This window comes from Streptomyces sp. NPDC007983, from assembly GCF_042958345.1.
In the GTDB taxonomy this organism is placed as follows: Bacteria; Actinomycetota; Actinomycetes; order Streptomycetales; family Streptomycetaceae; genus Streptomyces.
In genome coordinates, this window is record NZ_JBIBJI010000016.1 from 29708 (window position 1) to 48522 (window position 18815).

15 protein-coding genes and 1 pseudogene are annotated in these 18815 nt (G+C 72.7%); 15 read left to right on the forward strand and 1 reads right to left on the reverse strand.

What is annotated here, in order from left to right; genetic code table 11:
* The 4 genes and pseudogenes from ACFZCY_RS34590 to ACFZCY_RS34605 all read left to right on the forward strand — a co-directional run.
* Positions 1 to 363: pseudogene (locus tag ACFZCY_RS34590) on the forward strand (hypothetical protein); the annotation flags it as partial.
* Positions 364 to 697: 334 nt separating this feature from the next.
* Entirely contained in the window at positions 698 to 1870 is a 1173-nt protein-coding gene (sucC, locus tag ACFZCY_RS34595; RefSeq protein WP_361475733.1) for an ADP-forming succinate--CoA ligase subunit beta, read from the forward strand.
* A gap of 21 nt (positions 1871 to 1891) precedes the next feature.
* Positions 1892 to 2776: a succinate--CoA ligase subunit alpha gene (sucD, locus tag ACFZCY_RS34600; protein ID WP_055546781.1), complete on the forward strand. Its 885-nt coding sequence runs from the start codon at positions 1892 to 1894 to the stop codon at positions 2774 to 2776.
* A gap of 191 nt (positions 2777 to 2967) precedes the next feature.
* Positions 2968 to 4770: a DUF6350 family protein gene (locus ACFZCY_RS34605; protein WP_391182356.1), complete on the forward strand. Its 1803-nt coding sequence runs from the start codon at positions 2968 to 2970 to the stop codon at positions 4768 to 4770.
* A gap of 78 nt (positions 4771 to 4848) precedes the next feature.
* Here the strand turns inward: ACFZCY_RS34605 and ACFZCY_RS34610 are convergent, their stop codons facing one another.
* Positions 4849 to 5766 carry a hypothetical protein gene (locus ACFZCY_RS34610; protein WP_391182359.1) on the reverse strand — a complete coding sequence of 306 codons (918 nt, stop codon included), beginning with the start codon at positions 5764 to 5766 and terminating at the stop codon, positions 4849 to 4851.
* Positions 5767 to 6117: 351 nt separating this feature from the next.
* Here ACFZCY_RS34610 and purN point away from each other — a divergent pair, with 351 nt between their 5' ends.
* The 11 genes from purN to ACFZCY_RS34665 all read left to right on the forward strand — a co-directional run bounded on the left by purN (position 6118) and on the right by ACFZCY_RS34665 (position 18631).
* Positions 6118 to 6765 carry a phosphoribosylglycinamide formyltransferase gene (purN, locus tag ACFZCY_RS34615; RefSeq protein WP_391182362.1) on the forward strand — a complete coding sequence of 216 codons (648 nt, stop codon included), beginning with the start codon at positions 6118 to 6120 and terminating at the stop codon, positions 6763 to 6765.
* Positions 6762 to 8327, forward strand: coding sequence for a bifunctional phosphoribosylaminoimidazolecarboxamide formyltransferase/IMP cyclohydrolase (purH, locus tag ACFZCY_RS34620; protein ID WP_391182365.1), 1566 nt, complete (start codon positions 6762 to 6764; stop codon positions 8325 to 8327). The genes purN and purH overlap by 4 nt, the downstream gene beginning before the upstream one ends.
* Positions 8328 to 8463: 136 nt before the next feature.
* Positions 8464 to 9351: a bifunctional methylenetetrahydrofolate dehydrogenase/methenyltetrahydrofolate cyclohydrolase gene (locus ACFZCY_RS34625; protein ID WP_361475743.1), complete on the forward strand. Its 888-nt coding sequence runs from the start codon at positions 8464 to 8466 to the stop codon at positions 9349 to 9351.
* Entirely contained in the window at positions 9341 to 9910 is a 570-nt protein-coding gene (locus ACFZCY_RS34630; RefSeq protein WP_391182368.1) for a DUF3017 domain-containing protein, read from the forward strand. Before ACFZCY_RS34625 ends, ACFZCY_RS34630 begins: the two co-directional genes overlap by 11 nt.
* 432 nt (positions 9911 to 10342) lie before the next feature.
* A complete protein-coding gene (locus ACFZCY_RS34635; protein ID WP_391182371.1) occupies positions 10343 to 11512 on the forward strand; it encodes a DUF2690 domain-containing protein in 1170 nt (389 codons plus the stop codon).
* Positions 11513 to 11792: 280 nt separating this feature from the next.
* The gene (locus ACFZCY_RS34640; RefSeq protein ID WP_391182374.1) at positions 11793 to 12782 is read left to right on the forward strand and encodes a malate dehydrogenase; all 990 of its coding nucleotides are present in this window, start codon (positions 11793 to 11795) and stop codon (positions 12780 to 12782) included.
* 272 nt (positions 12783 to 13054) lie between these two features.
* The gene (locus ACFZCY_RS34645) at positions 13055 to 14719 is read left to right on the forward strand and encodes a hypothetical protein (RefSeq protein WP_391182377.1); all 1665 of its coding nucleotides are present in this window, start codon (positions 13055 to 13057) and stop codon (positions 14717 to 14719) included.
* Complete coding sequence (locus tag ACFZCY_RS34650; RefSeq protein WP_391182380.1) at positions 14706 to 15137, forward strand: hypothetical protein; 432 nt, start codon at positions 14706 to 14708, stop codon at positions 15135 to 15137. The genes ACFZCY_RS34645 and ACFZCY_RS34650 overlap by 14 nt, the downstream gene beginning before the upstream one ends.
* A gap of 1 nt (position 15138) precedes the next feature.
* Positions 15139 to 15930 (forward strand): hypothetical protein, encoded by a 792-nt coding sequence (locus ACFZCY_RS34655; RefSeq protein WP_391182383.1) that lies wholly within the window; start codon positions 15139 to 15141, stop codon positions 15928 to 15930.
* A gap of 93 nt (positions 15931 to 16023) precedes the next feature.
* On the forward strand, positions 16024 to 16968 hold the full coding sequence (locus ACFZCY_RS34660) for a serine/arginine repetitive matrix protein 2 (protein ID WP_391182386.1): 945 nt from the start codon (positions 16024 to 16026) through the stop codon (positions 16966 to 16968).
* Positions 16969 to 17128: 160 nt separating this feature from the next.
* Entirely contained in the window at positions 17129 to 18631 is a 1503-nt protein-coding gene (locus ACFZCY_RS34665) for an aldehyde dehydrogenase family protein (protein ID WP_391182389.1), read from the forward strand.
* The last annotated feature ends 184 nt before the right edge of the window (positions 18632 to 18815 follow it).

Here is an 18815-nt window from a genome sequence, read left to right on the forward strand (position 1 = left end):
CCGACCGACCTGCCGCAGGTCCCGGGCCAGCTGCCCACCGACCTGCCGAACGTTCCGGCTGACCTGCCGCAGGTTCCGGCCCAGCTGCCGACCGACCTGCCGCAGGTCCCGGCGCAGCTCCCGACCGACCTCCCGCAGGTCCCGGCCCAGCTGCCGACCGACCTGCCGCAGGTCCCGGGCCAGCTGCCCACCGACCTGCCGAACGTTCCGGCTGACCTGCCGCAGGTTCCGGCCCAGCTGCCGACCGACCTCCCGCAGGTCCCGGCGCACCTGCCGACCGACCTGCCCACCGTCCCGGCGCAGCTCCCGACCGACCTGCCCACCAACCTGCCGGGCGCCGCGGGCACCCTCCCGGCCGTCTGATGACCCAGGCCGTATAACCGCCGCGTACGGCGGCGCCGACTCCGCCGTACGCAGCCGCTTCATCTGATCGCGGGCAGTCCTCGTTGGGGAGGGGACTGCCCGCTTTCGGTTGCGAGATAGGTGGGTACGGTCGCGATCTGTGACCGTAATCACCGCTCCAGTGTGATCTGCGATTTAGGGGCACAGGTCTCGCGGTTATAACCTGCGAGACGGACATGCCGCGTACCCGGCGCACGTGTGCCGCCCTCGTTATAGATCGCGTCCTCACGCTGGCCACCGCGGCACGCCCGCGCTGATAACGACCGCGATATCCATGGAAAAGGGACGGACGCGCGTGGACCTGTTCGAGTACCAGGCGAGGGACCTCTTCGCCAAGCACGGTGTACCGGTGCTGGCCGGTGAAGTCATCGACACGCCTGAGGCGGCGCGCGAGGTGGCCGAGCGACTGGGCGGCCGCGCGGTCGTCAAGGCGCAGGTCAAGGTCGGCGGCCGCGGCAAGGCGGGCGGCGTCAAGCTGGCCTCCGACCCGGCCGACGCCGTCGAGAAGGCGACCCAGATCCTGGGTATGGACATCAAGGGCCACACGGTCCACAAGGTGATGCTCGCCCAGACCGCGGACATCAAGGAGGAGTACTACGTCTCCTTCCTGCTGGACCGCACCAACCGCACCTTCCTCGCCATGGCCTCCGTCGAGGGCGGCGTGGAGATCGAGGTCGTCGCGGAGCAGAACCCCGACGCGCTCGCCAAGATCCCGGTGGACGCCATCGAGGGTGTGACCCCCGAGAAGGCCGCCGAGATCGTCGCCGCCGCGAAGTTCCCGGCCGAGATCGCCGACCAGGTGGCGGAGGTCCTCCAGAAGCTGTGGACCGTCTTCATCAAGGAAGACGCCCTGCTCGTCGAGGTCAACCCGCTCGTCAAGACCGGTGACGGCAAGATCATCGCGCTGGACGGCAAGGTGACGCTGGACGCCAACGCCGAGTTCCGCCAGCCGGAGCACGCGGCGCTCGAGGACAAGGCCGCGGCCAACCCCCTCGAGGCGGCCGCCAAGGCCAAGGGCCTCAACTACGTCAAGCTCGACGGCGAGGTCGGCATCATCGGCAACGGCGCGGGTCTGGTCATGTCGACCCTCGATGTCGTCGCGTACGCCGGTGAGAACCACGGCAACGTGAAGCCCGCCAACTTCCTCGACATCGGTGGTGGCGCCTCCGCCGAGGTGATGGCCAACGGTCTTGAGATCATCCTCGGCGACCCGGACGTCAAGTCCGTCTTCGTCAACGTCTTCGGCGGGATCACCGCCTGCGACGCCGTCGCCAACGGCATCGTCCAGGCCCTGGAGCTGCTGAAGTCCAAGGGCGAGGACGTCAGCAAGCCGCTCGTCGTGCGTCTCGACGGCAACAACGCGGAGCTGGGTCGCAAGATCCTCACCGACGCCAACCACCCGCTCGTTCAGCAGGTGGACACCATGGACGGCGCGGCCGAGCGTGCCGCCGAGCTGGCTGCGAAGTAAGGGACGAGGTCACCAGAAACCATGGCTATCTTCCTCACCAAGGAAAGCAAGGTCATCGTCCAGGGGATGACCGGGTCCGAGGGGCAGAAGCACACCCGTCGGATGCTCGCCTCGGGCACCAACATCGTCGGTGGCGTGAACCCGCGCAAGGCCGGCACCAGCGTTGACTTCGACGGCACCGAGGTTCCGGTCTTCGGCTCGGTCAAGGAGGCCATCGAGGCCACCGGCGCCGACGTCACGGTCATCTTCGTCCCGGAGAAGTTCACCAAGAGCGCGGTCATCGAGGCGATCGACGCCGAGATCCCGCTCGCCGTGGTGATCACCGAGGGCATCGCCGTGCACGACTCGGCGAACTTCTGGGCCTACGCCGGTCAGAAGGGCAACAAGACCCGCATCATCGGCCCGAACTGCCCGGGTCTGATCACGCCGGGTCAGTCGAACGCGGGCATCATCCCGGCCGACATCACCAAGCCCGGCCGGATCGGTCTGGTGTCGAAGTCCGGCACGCTGACCTACCAGATGATGTACGAGCTGCGGGACATCGGCTTCTCGTCCTGCGTCGGCATCGGCGGTGACCCGGTCATCGGCACCACCCACATCGACGCGCTGGCCGCCTTCGAGGCCGACCCCGACACCGACCTGATCGTGATGATCGGCGAGATCGGCGGCGACGCCGAGGAGCGGGCCGCGGACTTCATCAAGGCCAACGTCACCAAGCCGGTCGTCGGCTACGTGGCGGGCTTCACCGCGCCCGAGGGCAAGACCATGGGCCACGCCGGTGCGATCGTGTCCGGTTCCTCCGGCACCGCCCAGGCGAAGAAGGAGGCCCTGGAGGCCGCGGGCGTGAAGGTCGGCAAGACCCCGACCGAGACCGCCGGTCTGGCGCGCGCCGCGCTGGCCGGCTGACGCCACCGCCTCACGCAGGCGCGGGCCCGTACCCCCGGATGGGTGGTACGGGCCCGCGCCTTTTGCGCTCCCGGGCCGTTTCCGTGGCCGTAGGACGCCGCTCCACAAAAGGTACATAAGCCGATTAGGCCCGACACGCGACCAATCGCTTGATGTGCGGATGAAACGACTGTTATTGGCAGCATGGGCCCGTGACCCAAACGACCGATCGCAGTCCATCGGTGTCCTCACGCGGCAGCGCCGGGCTCCAGCACCCCTCCGTCGCCAGGGAAGCGTTCCTCGGCGGCGTGGTGGCCGCGGGGCTCGGGCTGGGCACGCTCGCCGTCGTCGTCCTGCTGCTGTGGATCACCTCCTCGTCCCCTGAGAGCAGCCCCGACGGGGCGCTGCACATCGCCGCCGACCTATGGCTCCTCGGGCACGGCGCCGACCTCGTACGGACCGAGACGCTGGCCGGGCATCCGGCGCCCGTCGGGCTGACCCCGCTGCTCATCAGCGCGCTGCCCTGCTGGCTGCTCTACCGCGCCGCGCAGCACGCGGTCTACCAGGGCCAGGCGGAGGAGGCCGAGGGCCAGTGGGTGCCCGAGGACTCCCTCGTCGACCCCCGTATCGCCTTCGGCTGGGTGACGGGCGGCTATCTGCTCGTCGGCACGGCGGCCGTGGTGTACGCCACGGCCGGGCCGCTGCACATCGACCCGCTCAGCGCCGCGTGGCATCTGCCGCTCGTCGCCGCGGCCGTCGCCGCGCTCGGCGTATGGGTGGCCGACGGCCGGTGCCCGGTACGGCTGCCCGCGCGGGCGAAGGCCGCGCTGGACCGGATCCCCGGCGCCACCCGGCTGGCGGCGGGCGTCGTCACCTGCGCGTCGTGGCTGCGCGGAAGCTGGTGCCGACGGCGGCGGCTGCTCGCCGCGTGCCGCGCCGGGGCCAGCGGGCTCCTGGTGCTGCTCGGCAGCGGCGCCCTGCTCACCGCGGTCTCGATGCTGAGCCACACCGGCTCCGTGCAGCTGGCGTTCCTCCAGCTCAGCAACGTATGGCAGGGCCGCTTCGCGGTGCTGCTGATCAGCCTGGCGCTGCTGCCGAACGCCATCGTGTGGGGCGCGGCGTACGGCATCGGCGCCGGTTTCGCGGCCGGAGGCGGCAATGTGGTCGCCCCGCTCGGCGTCACCTCCTACCCCCAGCTGCCGCACTTCCCTCTGGTCTCGGCGCTGCCCGCCGAAGGCCCGCACTGGCCGCTGAACTGGCTGATCGGGGCCCTGGCGGGGGCGTCGGTGGCGTGGCTGACGGCGGTCGCGGCGGCCCGGAGGCCCGGCAGGGGCGTGCCCCGGCCCGCGTGGGGCTGGGGCGAGACCGCGGTGCTGGCGGCGCTCGCGGCGATCGGCTGCGCTGCCGTGATGGCGCTGCTGGCCGCCGTATCGGGCGGGCCGCTGGGCGTGGGCATCCTCGCCGACCTCGGCCCCGACTGGTGGCGTACCGGCACGGCCACGCTCACCTGGACCGGGTCGATCGCGGTGCCCGGCGCGCTGGTGGTGCGCTGGGTGCGGCTGTACGTCCCCTCCCGGGCGACCTGGGCGGAGTGGAAGGCGGCCCGCGCGGCGAAGGCCCGGGCCGGGGCGGAGGCGCGGGCGAAGCAGCGGGCGGCCCACGAGGAGGCGCTGGCCCGGGTGGCGCTGGAGCCGAAGCCGGAGCCGGAGGCCGAGCCGATCGACCTGCGGAAGGCCATGGCCGAGCCCTGGTGGCAGTGGCTGAAGCCGGGCCCGCGCCGGGGCGGCAAGCGGAAGCGCGAGCCGGAGCGCGCCCCGGACCCGGCGACGAGCCCGGGTCTCGGCTCCGGGGTCGGCACCGGCATGGGGGCGGGCACCATGGCCGACTTCATGGGCGGCATGGTGGGCGCGACCGGATCGATGGGTCAGCTGGGGCCGATGGGCCCGGTGGGCCCGGTGGACCCGCTGACGCCGCCCCCGCACCGGAAGCCGGACGGCGCGGAGGAGACCTCGTAGGCCGAGCCGCCGTGAGCCGGGGCGCCGCACCGAGTCCGGGGCGGCGCCCCACGGCGCGCTGTGCTGTGCGTCGGTGCGCTATTCGCCGGTGCTCAGGAGGGGCCGCAGCTCCTTGGGGAGCTGGGTCTCGCAGGCGTGCCGCGAGGTCTGGGTGAGGGCGTCGTCCACGCAGGTGTAGTAGTCCTTGTAGACGATCTGGAAGCTGAACGTCGCCGCCACGATGGCGAGCGCGAGCCCGCCCGTGACCAGACCGCTGATCGCCGCCGTCGACTGCGGCTTCGACGAGCCGGAGCCCGAGCCGGGCGCGGGCAGCCGGGCCGGAGTGGCGCCGGGCGGCGGGGGCGGGGCGTTGAGCGGGGCGTTCGCCGGGCCGCTCACCGCGGCGGACGTGGCCGTCGCGGTACGGCGCGGCTTGGCCCGTAGCGAGCTGATGCCCCAGTACAGGGCGAGCACGCCGAGCAGCAGCGCGATCTGCGCCAGGCTGAACAGGGCGAAGAAGAAGGCCCACATGCCCGCCAGCAGTGCGTACCGGGCGCGCCGCTGGGCCGGGTCGGTGGGATCCCAGCCGCGCGGACCGGCCGGTCCGCCGCCCTGGCCGCCGGGCCCGGGCGGGCGGTTGCCGCCGGTGCCGGGGCCGCTGCCGAAGCCGCCGCTCTGGCGGCCGGGCTGGCGGCTGCTCCACTGGCTGCCCCAGGCGGCGGGGGGCTGCTGCCGCTGATCGTCCTGGGAGCCCTGCCCGGCGCCGTTCTCGTCGCCGTCTCCGCTACTGCCGTGGCTGCCGTCGTCGGGCCGGTGCCGGGGCTGCCAGGGCTGGTCGGGCCTGCCCTCGGGCGGCGGCGCGAACGGATTGTCCTCGTGCCGGTCCTCGCCGTGGTGGTCCCCGGGGCCGTGGTGGTCCCCGGGCGAGGCGGAGGAGGACGAGGGGGACGAGGAGGACGACGGTGACTGCTGCTCGTGCAGCAGCGGCGTCGTACGCGACGTGCGGGCGCGCCTCATCGCCGCCCCCCGGTGCGGGTGGGGGTCGGAGTGGGGCGAGGTGCCGCGCGGCGGCGTCGGTCCGGCATCTGGAATGTGTCTTCCCCTTGTGTCGTCGTCCTGCACACCCGGTCCGGGTACGGCTCCTGCGCACGGCTCGGCGGGGCGGGCGCGACGGTCTTTCCCACGGCATCAGTTGGATTCGCAGTCCAGACGCTACCTCCCGTGCCCGCCCCCGTCCCCCGGGGGCCGCTTCGTGTGCCGGTATCGTTGCTGACGGTCGGCGGCTTCGTAGAGTTCCCCGAATTCGACGGGCCATGACCTTGTACGACCACACAAACGGCAGCACCGCCCGCGAGAAAGAGCCCCGCCGTGGCCTCCCCGCCCCTCCCCGCCCGTTCCGGGTCCCCTGCCCGCCTCGTCGTTCTCGTCTCCGGCTCCGGTACGAACCTGCAGGCGCTCCTCGACGCCATCGCCGACGAGGGCGCCGCGGCGTACGGCGCCCAGGTCGTGGCCGTCGGCGCCGACCGCGGCGACATCGCAGGTCTGGAGCGTGCCGAGCGCGCCGGCATCCCCACCTTCGTCTGCCGCGTCAAGGACCACGCGAGCCGCGCCGAGTGGGACGCGGCGCTGGCGCGGGAGACGGCCGCGTACGCGCCGGACCTGGTGGTGTCGGCGGGGTTCATGAAGATCCTGGGCAAGGATTTCCTGGCCCGCTTCGGCGGCCGGTGTGTCAACACCCACCCGGCCCTGCTGCCCAGCTTTCCCGGTGCCCACGGGGTGCGCGACGCGCTCGCGTACGGAGTGAAGGCGACCGGGTGCACCGTCCACTTCGTCGACGACGGGGTCGACACCGGCCCGATCATCGCCCAGGGCGTGGTCGAGGTACGGGACGAGGACGACGAGTCCGCTCTGCATGAGCGGATCAAGGAAGTCGAGCGCTCGCTGCTCGTCGAGGTCGTGGGGCGTCTGGCCCGTCACGGCTACCGCATTGAGGGACGAAAGGTAAGGATCCCGTGACCGCCGAAGGTACCAAGCGGCCCATCCGCCGCGCGCTGGTCAGCGTGTACGACAAGACGGGTCTTGAGGAGCTGGCCCAAGGGCTGCACGCGGCGGGTGTCCAGCTCGTCTCGACCGGCTCGACGGCCGCGAAGATCGCGGCGGCGGGCGTTCCGGTGACCAAGGTCGAGGAGCTGACCGGCTTCCCGGAGTGTCTGGACGGCCGCGTCAAGACCCTGCACCCGCGCGTCCACGCGGGCATCCTCGCCGACCAGCGCCTCGACGCGCACCGCGATCAGCTCGCCGAGCTGGGCGTCGAGCCGTTCGAGCTGGTCGTCGTGAACCTCTACCCGTTCCGCGAGACGGTCGCCTCGGGCGCCTCGCCCGACGAGTGCGTCGAGCAGATCGACATCGGCGGTCCGTCGATGGTCCGCGCCGCCGCCAAGAACCACCCGTCCGTGGCGGTCGTCGTCAATCCGGCGGCCTACGGGGACGTCCTCAAGGCCGCCGCCGACGGCGGTTTCGACCTGGAGCGGCGCAAGCGGCTCGCGGCCGAGGCGTTCCAGCACACCGCGGCGTACGACGTGGCGGTGGCCAACTGGTTCGCCGACGGCTACGCGGCGGCCGACGAGGGCGACTGGCCGGACTTCACCGGCGCGACCTTCACCCGCAAGCAGGTCCTGCGCTACGGCGAGAACCCGCACCAGCCCGCCGCGCTCTACAGCGACGGCAGCGGCACGGGCCTCGCGCACGCCGAGCAGCTGCACGGCAAGGAGATGTCGTACAACAACTACGTCGACACCGAGGCCGCCCGGCGCGCCGCCCATGACCACACCGACCCGTGCGTCGCGATCATCAAGCACGCCAACCCCTGCGGGATCGCGACCGGCGCGGACGTCGCCGAAGCGCACCGCAAGGCGCACGCGTGCGACTCGCTGTCGGCGTTCGGCGGCGTGATCGCCGTCAACCGTCCCGTGACGGTCGCCATGGCGGAGCAGGTCGCCGAGATCTTCACCGAGGTCATCGTGGCCCCCGCGTACGAGGACGGCGCGGTCGAGGTGCTGGCCCGTAAGAAGAACATCCGCGTGCTGCGCTGCGCCGACGCCCCCGCGGCCGCCACCGAGCAGCGCCCCATCGAGGGCGGCACGCTGGTCCAGGCGAAGGACCGGTTCCAGGCCGAGGGCGACGACCCGGCCCACTGGACCCTGGCGACCGGCGAGGCGCTGGACGCCGACGGCCTCGCCGAGCTGGCCTTCGCCTGGCGCGCCTGCCGGGCGGTCAAGTCCAACGCGATCCTGCTCGCCAAGGACAACGCCACGGTCGGCGTCGGCATGGGCCAGGTCAACCGCGTCGACTCGGCGAAGCTGGCCGTGGCCCGGGCGGGCGAGGAGCGGGCGGCCGGTTCGTACGCCGCCTCCGACGCCTTCTTCCCGTTCCCGGACGGCTTCGAGGTGCTGGCCGAGGCGGGCGTCAAGGCCGTGGTGCAGCCGGGCGGCTCGGTCCGCGACGAGCAGGTGGTCGAGGCGGCCGAGAAGGCGGGCGTGACCATGTACTTCACCGGTACGCGGCACTTCTTCCACTGAGCCGCCCCGCGCGACGTACGACACCGGAGGCCGCACCCCGAGACCCTGGGGTGCGGCCTCCGCCGCCCACCCCCGCTCCGCGCCCCCGAAGGGCCCTGAGTGGAATCGATGTCCCCGCATCCGGGAGGATGAAGCCATGACCGCCCAGATTCTCGATGGCAAGGCAACCGCCGCCGCGATCAAGTCCGATCTCGTCAGCCGCGTGGAGGCGCTGAAGGCCAAGGGCGTCCATCCCGGCCTCGGAACCCTGCTCGTCGGCGACGACCCGGGCAGCAAGTGGTACGTCGCGGGCAAGCACCGCGACTGCGCGCAGGTGGGCATCGCCTCCATCCGCCGCGACCTGCCCGACACCGCCACCCAGGAGGAGATCGAGGCGGCGGTCCGCGAGCTGAACGAGGACCCGTCCTGCACGGGCTACATCGTCCAGCTGCCGCTGCCCAAGGGCATCGACACCAACCGGGTGCTGGAGCTGATCGACCCGGCCAAGGACGCCGACGGGCTGCACCCGATGAGCCTCGGCAAGCTGGTGCTGAACGAGACCGCGCCGCTGCCGTGCACCCCGCAGGGCATCATCCAGCTGCTGCGCCACCACGGCGTGGAGATCAACGGCGCGCATGTGGTGGTCGTCGGCCGCGGCATCACCGTGGGCCGGTCGATCGGGCTGCTGCTCACCCGCCGCTCCGAGAACGCGACGGTCACCCTGTGCCACACCGGCACCCGCGACCTGTCCGCGCAGCTGCGCCAGGCCGACATCATCGTGGCGGCCGCCGGAGTGCGGCACCTGGTGAAGGCGGAGGACGTCAAGCCGGGCGCCGCGGTGCTCGACGTGGGCGTCAGCCGGGACGAGCACGGCAAGATCGCCGGGGATGTGCACCCCGATGTGACCGAGGTCGCGGCCTGGATCTCGCCGAACCCGGGCGGCGTCGGCCCGATGACACGCGCTCAGCTGCTGGTCAACGTCGTGGAGGCGGCGGAGCGGGACGCGAAGGCGGCCGCCGACGGCGGTGCCGGTCATGACGGCTGAGGCGAGCGGAGAGCCCGCGGCCGGAACGCCCGAGGCCGGTCAGGAGACCGCTGATCAGAAGACCGCTGATCAGAAGACGGCCGATCAGGCTCCGGCGGCCGATCAGGCTCCGGCGGGCGGCCGGGCCCCGGCGGGCAAGCCGACGGTCGGGGAGCTGCCCGGGCTGCTGCTCCGCAAGTCCCGCCGCTTCCCGCTGATCACCCGGGACACCGCGCGTCCGCAGGGCGGCGGCCGGGCCGCGCCCGGCAGCGCCCCGGCGACCGCCCGGCAGTGGCCGTTCCTGGCGGTGGTGGGCGGCGTCGCGCTGGGGCTGCTGATCGTCGCGCTGGACGGATTCCGGCTGGGCACGGCGCTGATCGGGCTGTCCCTGCTGGCGGGCGCGGCGCTGCGGTGGGCGCTGCCGGAGGTCGGGATGCTGGCCGTACGGTCGCGCTTCACCGACCTGCTGACGTACGGCGGGCTCGGCGCGGTGATCGTGCTGCTGTCGCTGATGGTCCAGCCGGACCCCTGGATCAAGCTCCCGTTCCTTCAGGACGTGGTGCACTTCACGGTCCGCTAGTCCGCGCCCTCCGCGCCCTCCGCGCGGCTGCCAACCGAACGGCGGCCCGTCCTCACCCCCCGCGGGAGGACGGGCCGCCGTTGGCTTGTTCGCATCCCTCCCGCGCCCCGGCGGCGGTCCGCCCTCTCCCCCGAAGAAGGACGGACCGCCTGGTGATCAGGGTTGTGTGTCAGCTGTGCGGGATCAATGGACGTCGACGGCCTGTGGCTCGGAAGTGACCGTTCCGCAACGAGGTATCGGCTGAGCAACGACGAGCGGACGCCGCGGGGGTGCGCTCCCGGGCCCGAAATGCTCCGATGCGCTCCCGCCGGAGGAGCTGACATCCTGGGGCAAGGCATCTCTTTGGGTAGTCAGATCGACGCCCGGGACGCCGGCAGAGGGACCAGAACAAGGGGAACCACCAGGTACGTACGGGGGGACAGGGGGAGGCACATGCCTCGTTGGAGGGACCTGCCCGAGGAACTCGACCCGCAGGTGCGGGAGTTCACCGGGCAGTTACGCGGGCTCGTCGACCACAGCGGGATGAGCGTCGTGGCCATCGCCGACCGCACGGGCTACAGCAAGACCTCCTGGGAGCGCTACCTCGGCGGCAGACTCCTGCCGCCGCAGGGCGCGGTGGAGGCGCTGGCCGAGGCGACGGGCGCGGACGCGGGTCACCTCGGCACTCTGTGGGAGCTGGCGGAGCGGGCCTGGAGCCGCGCCGAGGCGCGGCACGACGTCACGATGGAGGCGATCCGGGTCGACCGGGCGCGGGCCGCGCTGGAGGAGTTCGCGCCGCCGCCGGTGGAGAAGAAGAACGGGCGCAAGCCGGAGAAGTCCCGCCCGGCCGCCTCCCCGGGCGTCCGGAGTGGCCAGAGAGTCCAGGGCGTTGACGTGCCCGGACCCGAACACCCGCTGGTGGAGTCGGCTCCGGCGGCGTCATCGCCCGCGTGGCCCAGGTTGCCCGTACCGGACGCGACACCCACACCACCCGCCCCGCTCGCACCACCGGCATCGAACGCGCCGCCCGCGCCGCCCGCGCCGCCCGCGCCGCCCGTGGCCGACGAGCCGGGCCCGCCGCGTCCCGCCGGGCGGCCCCGGCGCCGTGTCGCGCTGTTCGCCGCGGGCGTCGTCGGCACGCTGCTGATCGTGGCCGGTGCCGTGGTCCTGACCGGCCAGGGCGACGACGGCCAGAAGCGGGCCCAGCAGCCGGTCAAGGCCCCGGCCACCACCGCCTCCCGGCTCCCGGCCGGGGTGAAGTGCTCCGGGAACGGCTGCGCGGGCAAGGACCCGGAGGCCATGGGCTGCGGCGGCAAGCACGCCAGGACGACCGCGGACGCGATGGTCGGGACGGCGTACGTCGAGGTCCGCTACAGCAGGGTCTGCGGTGCCGCGTGGGCCCGCATCGCCCAGGCGGCCCCCGGTGACCTGCTGAAGGTCAGCGCCCCCGCCAAGGGCGGCGGGCCGGGCCGTACCGAGCGCGGCAAGGTCGACGCGGACGGCGACGCGTACACCGGGATGGTCACGGCGGACGCCACCTCGCGGGCCACCGCGTGCGCGACCCTCACCGGCGGACAACGCGGCTGCACGGCGCGGCAGGACGCCCCGCAGGGCGCTCCGTAGGAGTGAACGGCCGGTGCGCCGGCCCCGCCGCGGATCCGTTCGGGGGAATTTTCGAACCGGGGGGAATGACCCCGGGGAATCGGGGCATGCGCACGCCGAGCCCCCCACGGGTGCGGCACCGGGCGGCCGCCTGTACTCCCCCTCCTGACAGGCGGCCGCCGGGGCGTGCCGGTGAGCAGCGACACAGAGGCCCGGGGATGCGAGCGCGGCGCCGTCGGATAGCCTGACGCCGGTATCTCGACACCAAGAGATCTCGGACAACACAGCGCAGGAGACCGCCATGACCCGCACTCCCGTCAATGTCACCGTCACCGGCGCGGCCGGCCAGATCGGCTACGCGCTGCTCTTCCGCATCGCCTCCGGTCAGCTCCTCGGCGCGGATGTGCCGGTCAAACTGCGACTTCTGGAGATCCCCCAGGGGCTGAAGGCCGCCGAGGGCACCGCGATGGAGCTGGACGACTGCGCGTTCCCGCTGCTGCGCGGCGTGGACATCTCCGACGACCCGAACGTCGCCTTCGACGGCGCCAACGTCGCGCTGCTGGTCGGCGCCCGCCCGCGCACCAAGGGCATGGAGCGCGGCGACCTGCTGGAGGCCAACGGCGGCATCTTCAAGCCGCAGGGCAAGGCCATCAACGACCACGCGGCGGACGACATCAAGGTCCTGGTCGTGGGCAACCCGGCCAACACCAACGCCCTGATCGCCCAGGCCGCCGCCCCGGACGTACCGGGCGACCGCTTCACCGCGATGACGCGCCTGGACCACAACCGCGCGCTGTCGCAGCTCGCCCAGAAGACCGGGGTGCCGGTCGGCGAGATCAAGAAGCTCACGATCTGGGGCAACCACTCCGCCACCCAGTACCCGGACGTCTTCCACGCCGAGGTCGCGGGCAAGAACGCCGCCGAGGTCGTCAACGACGAGCAGTGGCTGGCCGACACCTTCATCCCGACCGTCGCCAAGCGCGGCGCCGCGATCATCGAGGCCCGGGGCGCGTCCTCGGCCGCCTCCGCCGCCAACGCCGCCATCGACCACGTCCACACCTGGGTCAACGGCACCGACGCCGGTGACTGGACCTCGGCCGGTGTGGTCTCCGACGGCTCGTACGGCGTGCCGGAGGGCCTGATCTCGTCCTTCCCGGTCACCGCCAAGGACGGGCAGTTCCAGATCGTCCAGGGCCTGGACGTCAACGAGTTCTCCCGCACCCGCATCGACGCGTCGGTGAAGGAGCTGGAGGAGGAGCGCGAGGCCGTGCGCGGCCTGGGCCTCATCTGACGCGCCACCGCATCTGACGCGCCACCGCATCTGATGCGCCACCGCATGATGCGCCGCCGCATCTGAGCACCGCGCTGCGGACTTCCGAAGGGTCACCCTCCGTTATTCACTCCGGAGAGTGACCCTTCGGCTATTCCCTGTCCTTGCGCCCCACCTTCTCCTACCGTAAGAGGGGTTGACGCCGGCCTCGGGGGGAGAGCATGGGCTCAGGCAGTCGCAGTGATCACGCTTCCAGTCACGCTTCCAGCCACGCAGCCAGTGAGGCCACGCGTTTGCTGTGCGCGGGTGCGTATCTGGACGACGACTTCCGCGACGCGGTCGTGGACGAGCTGTTGGTCCACGAGGAGCGCGTGGTGGCGCCGTCGCTGGGCATCGACGCCTCCCGGGTGCTCGCCCACGCGCTGCGCGCCCGCCGTCTGGAGGCGGGCTGGATCCTGCTGTTGATCGCGCTCTGGCTGCTGCACGCGCTGCTGGCCAAGGGCTTCTTCCCCGTCTTCCTGCTGTCCTGCGGGCTGTTGCTGCTGGCGACCTGGGCCAGGGGCGGCGCCTCGGGCCCCTTCCGCGCCGACTATCCGGGCTCCGACGGGATCGCGCCCGCCCGGAGGCGGCTGGCCGCCGTCCTGCGGGTGGTCGGAGTGGTGCTGCTGATCGCCTATGTGTTTTCCGCGCTGGAGCTGGTCCTCGGGGACAAACCGGATCCGAGCGCCCTGGAGAGCGACGTGCTGCAGGGGCTGACGGCCGGGGCGGGTGCCGGTGCCGCCTGGGCCGCGTTGCTGATCCCCGCCGCGATGGCCGCGGCGGTCGCCCTGCACCGCGAGCATGTGGCCCGGGTGCTGTCCACCGACCTCGATCCCCGGACCTTCGCCGCTCCGGACGACGACCCCGCCGAGCGCTCCGGCAGCGCCCGTCTGCGGCGGGTGCGGGAGCTGATCCGGCGCGAGCAGCACGCGCCCGTGATCCTCTACCACGATCAGCACCCGTTTCTCGGGGCGGGCACCGCGCACGCCACCTGGACGCTCGCGGTCGAGCTGCGGCCGCGCGAGGGCCGTACGGCGGTGCCGCTGGACAACCGGGTGATCCTGGAGCGGATCCGGCCGCTGGTGGAGAATCTGCGCACCCCGTCCGCCCGGCCCCCGGCCCGGGACCCCGCCCGGAGCGCCTCGGTGCCGAGGCAGTCGGTCGAGGTCCGCGACCGGCTGCGCGGACTGGAGCTGGACGAGTGCGTGTTCGTGAAGGCCACCGGGTTGCGCAGCCGCTCGCTCGCGCCGCATGGCGAGGCGCACTTCGAGCGGGAGCGTGCCGAGGCGGTCGAGGAGGGCGGCGAGGTCCGGCGGCACTTCCTGCGCATCCGGGTCGGTGCCTGGCAGGAGGAGGTCGTCACCACCGTCTTCGTCCGGGTGCACACCCAAGGCGGCATGCTGATGGTGGAGTTCGCCCCGCACGTGCTGCGCCCGATCCGACCGGACTTCCGCGCGATCGACCGGCTCACCGACTCCCACCGCCGCGGCGGACTGCCGGGCAAGGCGCTGTGGGCGCTGGCCCGGACGCCCACGGCCGCGGGCCGCGTGCTGATCCACGGCTTCCGGATGATCGCCTTCTTCGTGCGGATGTACACGGGCGCCTATGGCGCGGCCATCCCCGACGGGCCCTGGAGATCCGTGCGCGAGCTGGGCAGCGACGGCAGCGCCTCGCTCTTCCAGGAGATGGACGTCAGCCGCTATCTGAAGAGCGTCGAGGACCGGGTGGCCAACGGGGTGCGGCAGGCGCTGGACGAAGCGGGATGGGAGACCGGCGAGTTCGAGCAGAAGATCATCAACGTGAGCGGTGGCGGCATCTTCATCGAGTCCGCGCAGGACAGCGCCATCACCGTCGGCGACCACAACACGGTCAGCAATACCAGGGGCAACGGAGGGGGAGGCGGCCATGGCGACGGCTGAGCGGGACGAGGAACGGGACGAGGAAAGCGGCGCGGGCGCGGCCGGAAGCCAGGGCGGGCGGCGGTTCGGGGACATCCGCATCGGCAATGTGCGCGGCGGGGTCGTCGGCATCGGCGACCACAACCACATCGTGAACGGTCCGCAGGGCGGCGCCGGTTGCGACCCGGCGTACGAGGAGTTGCTGAGCGCCGCCCGGCAGCTCTCCGCCGACCTGGAGCGGCTGGTGGCCAGCCCCGAGGTCAGCGCGCTGTCGGACGAACTGGCCGGCACCCAGGACGAGATCCGGCGCACCGGCCGGGCCGGTGCGGGCCGCCTCGCCCGGCTCCGGGTGCTGCTGCAGGACGCCGGGGCCGGTATCGGCATGCTGGCGTCGGGCGTTGCCGTCGGCCAGGCGGTCGGCGCGCTGCTGGGCGGCTGAGATGAGCACGCCGGGCGACGAGCGCGGCCCGCACTGGGACGAGGCCGCGCAGCGCTGGGTGGGGGAGGGCGCCGAGCCGCCCGCCCCGGGCAGACGGCCGCCGAGCCCGCACCGGGGGCCGGTGCTGCTCGTGGTGCTGGCCGTCGTGCTCATCGGCGGCATCGGCGTCGGCACCTGGCATCTGCTGTCGGGCAGCGGTGACGACACGGCGCAGGGGGACAGCGGCCCCAGCGCGACCTCGTCCGGCTGGGACAGCGGCTCGCCGTCGCCGTCCGATGGCGTGCCGTCGTCGGCACAGCCGTCCGCGTCGCCGTCCGATTCGGTCGCCGCGGGCAGCGGGCCACCGCAGGGGTATGAACGCACCACGGATCCGGAGGGGTTCAGGCTGGACGTCCCGGTGGGCTGGCAGCGCGTCAAGCGCGATACGGGGGTCTTCTACGAGTCGTCCGACGCGAGCCGGCTGATCCAGGTCTTCGCCCTGACCAGCCCACAGGTCACCCCGTACGAGGCGCTGAAGCAGGCCGAGACCAGCCTCAAGAAGAACCCCGACTACAAGCGGTACGGGCTGAAGCGGCTCGGCCCGGGCGACGACGCGGACGCGGAGCTGGAGTACGGCTATCGCAGCCCGAAGTACGGTCCGCGCCGCGTCCTCGACCGTGCCTTCACCGGGCCGGACGGGGTGCAGTACGCGGTGCTGGTGGCGGGCCCGTCCGATGAGTGGCCGCGTCAGGTGGAGCTGCAGCGCGTCGCGTTGGGCGCCTTCTGCCCCACCACGTACTGCCCGGCCACCTGAGCGGAGCCGAGATGAGCGTAGTGGGTACCCATATGTCGGCTAACGCGGTTAACTCTTCTTATCGGTAGAAGAATACGGTTTAGGGGGGCGGGCATGACTGACGGGGGCTCGGAGGGGCCGCGCAGGCCCGAGGAGCAGTGGGGCCCGGAGGAGTATCGGGGGCCGGGGGACACGCAGCAGTGGGAGACCCGCCAGTGGGGGCCCGACGAAAGCCCGCAGGGGCAGCCGGACGCCGGATCCGGCGCCGGACCGGGGGCCGAGACGCGGCGGGTGCTGCAGGCCGTGGCGGTCACGGTGTTCCTGACCGCCGGGATCGCGTTCTCCGGCTGGGTGGCGTTCGGCGGTGACGGGACGACCCGGAACCAGGCGGGCCCGCTGCCCTGGGAGCGCGGGACCCCCGTGCCCTCGGCGACCGCGAAGGCCACCGCGCCCAGCGATGTCTATCCCGCGCCCGAGACCGGTGCGCCCACGGATCTGCCGTCCGGAGTGCCGACCGCCGCGCCGTCCGGTCTGCCCTCGGCGGACCCGTCCGGGGCGCCGTCCGCGTCATCCCCATCGGCGCTCCCGTCCCTGACGGGCTCCGCACCGCCCTCGGGGTTCAGCACCGCGCGGGACCCGAAGGGCTTCGACCTCGCCGTCCCCGACGGATGGCGGCGGACGGTGGAGGGCCCGAGCGTCTTCTACACCTCGCCCGACGACTCCACCCAGATCCAGGTGTTCGAGCTGCACGGCCCCGAGGCCACGCCGTACGAGTCGGCGCAGGAGGCCGAGCGGCTGGCGTCCCGCAGCCGCGACTACGAGCAGATCACCCTCGCCCAGCTCGGCGCGGCCGCCATGGACCCGGCCCAGCTGGAGTACACGTACCAGAGCAAGGAGTCCGGCGCCCGCCGCATACTCGACCGCCGTTTCGCCGCGCAGAACGGCACCATGTACGCGGTGCTGATCATCGGCCCCGCCGGCGACCGGGCCGAGGAGCAGTCGCTCCACGACACCGTGCTGGAGACCTTCTGCCCCACCGCCTACTGCACCGCTTCGTAGCTCCCGAGGCCGCCGCCTCGGGCGGGCGCGCCCTCCGTCGCGCGTGAGCCGGGCCACTTTCAAGGAAAATTTGCGCATACGTTTCGTGCTTCCGGTAAGGGGTCCTTGTTGCTGGCGTGGCCAGCGGGAACGTTCGCAATACCGGAAGGCAGAGGTAGACGTGTCGGCAGTCGAGACCATTCATGTGGACGGGGTGTGGCGGGCGGCCGCATCCAGCGCGCAGCGGGAGGTTCTCGACCCCGCGGACGCCAAGACGCTCGCGATCGTGGCCGAGGGCGGCGCCGAGGACACCGACGCGGCCATCGCCGCCGCGCGCCGCGCCTTCGACAGCGGCCCCTGGCCGCACACCCCTGTCGCCGAGCGGGCGGCGCTGCTGCGGCGGGTCGCCGATCTGCTCCAGCGCGACCGTGAGGTGATCGCGCTCCTGGAGAGCCGCGACACCGGCAAGACCCTGGAGGAGGGCCGGGTCGACGTCGACGACGTGACCAACGCCTTCCGCTACTTCGCCGAGCTGGTCGCGGGCGAGTCCGCCGGCCGGGTGGTCGACGCGGGCAGCCCCGATGTGCACAGCGTCGTGGTGCACGAGCCGGTCGGCGTCTGCGCGATGATCACGCCCTGGAACTACCCGCTGCTGCAGGCCAGCTGGAAGGTGGCCCCGGCACTCGCGGCGGGCAACACCTTCGTCATCAAGCCCAGCGAAGTGACCCCGCTGTCCACCATCCACCTGGTGCAGCTGCTGGGCGAGGCGGGCCTGCCGAACGGCGTGGCCAACCTGGTGACCGGCGCCGGAGACCCGGTCGGCGCCCGGCTGTCCGAGCACCCGGATGTGGACCTGGTGTCCTTCACCGGCGGCCTGGCCAGTGGCACCAAGGTGGCCCAGGCCGCCGCGCCCAGCGTGAAGAAGGTCGCCCTCGAGCTGGGCGGCAAGAACCCGAACGTCGTCTTCGCCGACGCCTGCGCCACCGACGAGGGCTTCGACACCGCCGTCGACCAGGCCCTGAACGCCGCCTTCATCCACAGCGGCCAGGTCTGCTCGGCCGGCGCCCGGCTGATCATCGAGGAGTCGGTGCGTGAGCGGTTCGTCGCCGAGCTGGTCAGCCGCGCCGAGAAGATCAAGCTGGGCCGCGGCACCGAAGAGGGTGTCGAGTGCGGTCCGCTCGTCTCGGCCCAGCAGCTCGCCAAGACCCAGGCGTACGTGGCGTCCGCCCTGGAGGAGGGCGCCGTGCTGCGCTGCGGCGGCAAGCAGCCCGAGCCGTCCGACGTCCGCCCCGCGACCGGCTACTTCTACCTGCCGACCGTGCTCGACCAGTGCCATCGCGAGATGCGCGTCGTGCGTGAAGAAACGTTTGGGCCGATCCTTTCGGTGGAGACGTTCAGCACCGAAGATGAGGCCGTGGCCCTCGCCAACGACACCGAGTACGGCCTGGCCGGCGCCGTTTGGTCGTCCGACACCGCGCGCGCCCGCCGGGTCGCCGCGCGGCTGCGCCACGGCACCGTATGGATCAACGACTTCCACCCCTACCTCCCGCAGGCCGAATGGGGCGGCTTCGGCAAGTCCGGCGTCGGACGCGAGCTGGGCCCGGCGGGCCTGGACGAGTACCGCGAGACCAAGCATGTCTACGAGAACCTGCGGCCCAGCCCGGTGCGCTGGTTCGGCGGCTGACGCCCCACCGCCGGCCCCCGCCCGGGGCGGCACGGCCGGGCCCGGACCTCCCGCCGGGCCCGGGTCCCGTTGCGTCCGGTGACGGCGCCCGGCGTCTCTCCCCCTTCGTCCGTAACCCCCATCCCCTCCGGGGACGGCCCCAGGCCCGCACCCGTGTGGGCCGTCCCGGAAGACCGGAAGACCG

Excerpts from the sequence above, each read along its gene's own strand:
- sucD (WP_055546781.1), top strand. The coding sequence starts at position 1,892 with ATGGCTATCTTCCTCACCAAGGAAAGCAAGGTCATCGTCCAGGGGATG.
- ACFZCY_RS34610 (WP_391182359.1), bottom strand. The coding sequence starts at position 5,766 with ATGAGGCGCGCCCGCACGTCGCGTACGACGCCGCTGCTGCACGAGCAG.
- ACFZCY_RS34635 (WP_391182371.1), top strand. The coding sequence starts at position 10,343 with ATGCCTCGTTGGAGGGACCTGCCCGAGGAACTCGACCCGCAGGTGCGG.
- ACFZCY_RS34650 (WP_391182380.1), top strand. The coding sequence starts at position 14,706 with ATGGCGACGGCTGAGCGGGACGAGGAACGGGACGAGGAAAGCGGCGCG.
- ACFZCY_RS34655 (WP_391182383.1), top strand. The coding sequence starts at position 15,139 with ATGAGCACGCCGGGCGACGAGCGCGGCCCGCACTGGGACGAGGCCGCG.
- ACFZCY_RS34630 (WP_391182368.1), top strand. The coding sequence starts at position 9,341 with ATGACGGCTGAGGCGAGCGGAGAGCCCGCGGCCGGAACGCCCGAGGCC.
- ACFZCY_RS34640 (WP_391182374.1), top strand. The coding sequence starts at position 11,793 with ATGACCCGCACTCCCGTCAATGTCACCGTCACCGGCGCGGCCGGCCAG.
- ACFZCY_RS34625 (WP_361475743.1), top strand. The coding sequence starts at position 8,464 with ATGACCGCCCAGATTCTCGATGGCAAGGCAACCGCCGCCGCGATCAAG.
- ACFZCY_RS34660 (WP_391182386.1), top strand. The coding sequence starts at position 16,024 with ATGACTGACGGGGGCTCGGAGGGGCCGCGCAGGCCCGAGGAGCAGTGG.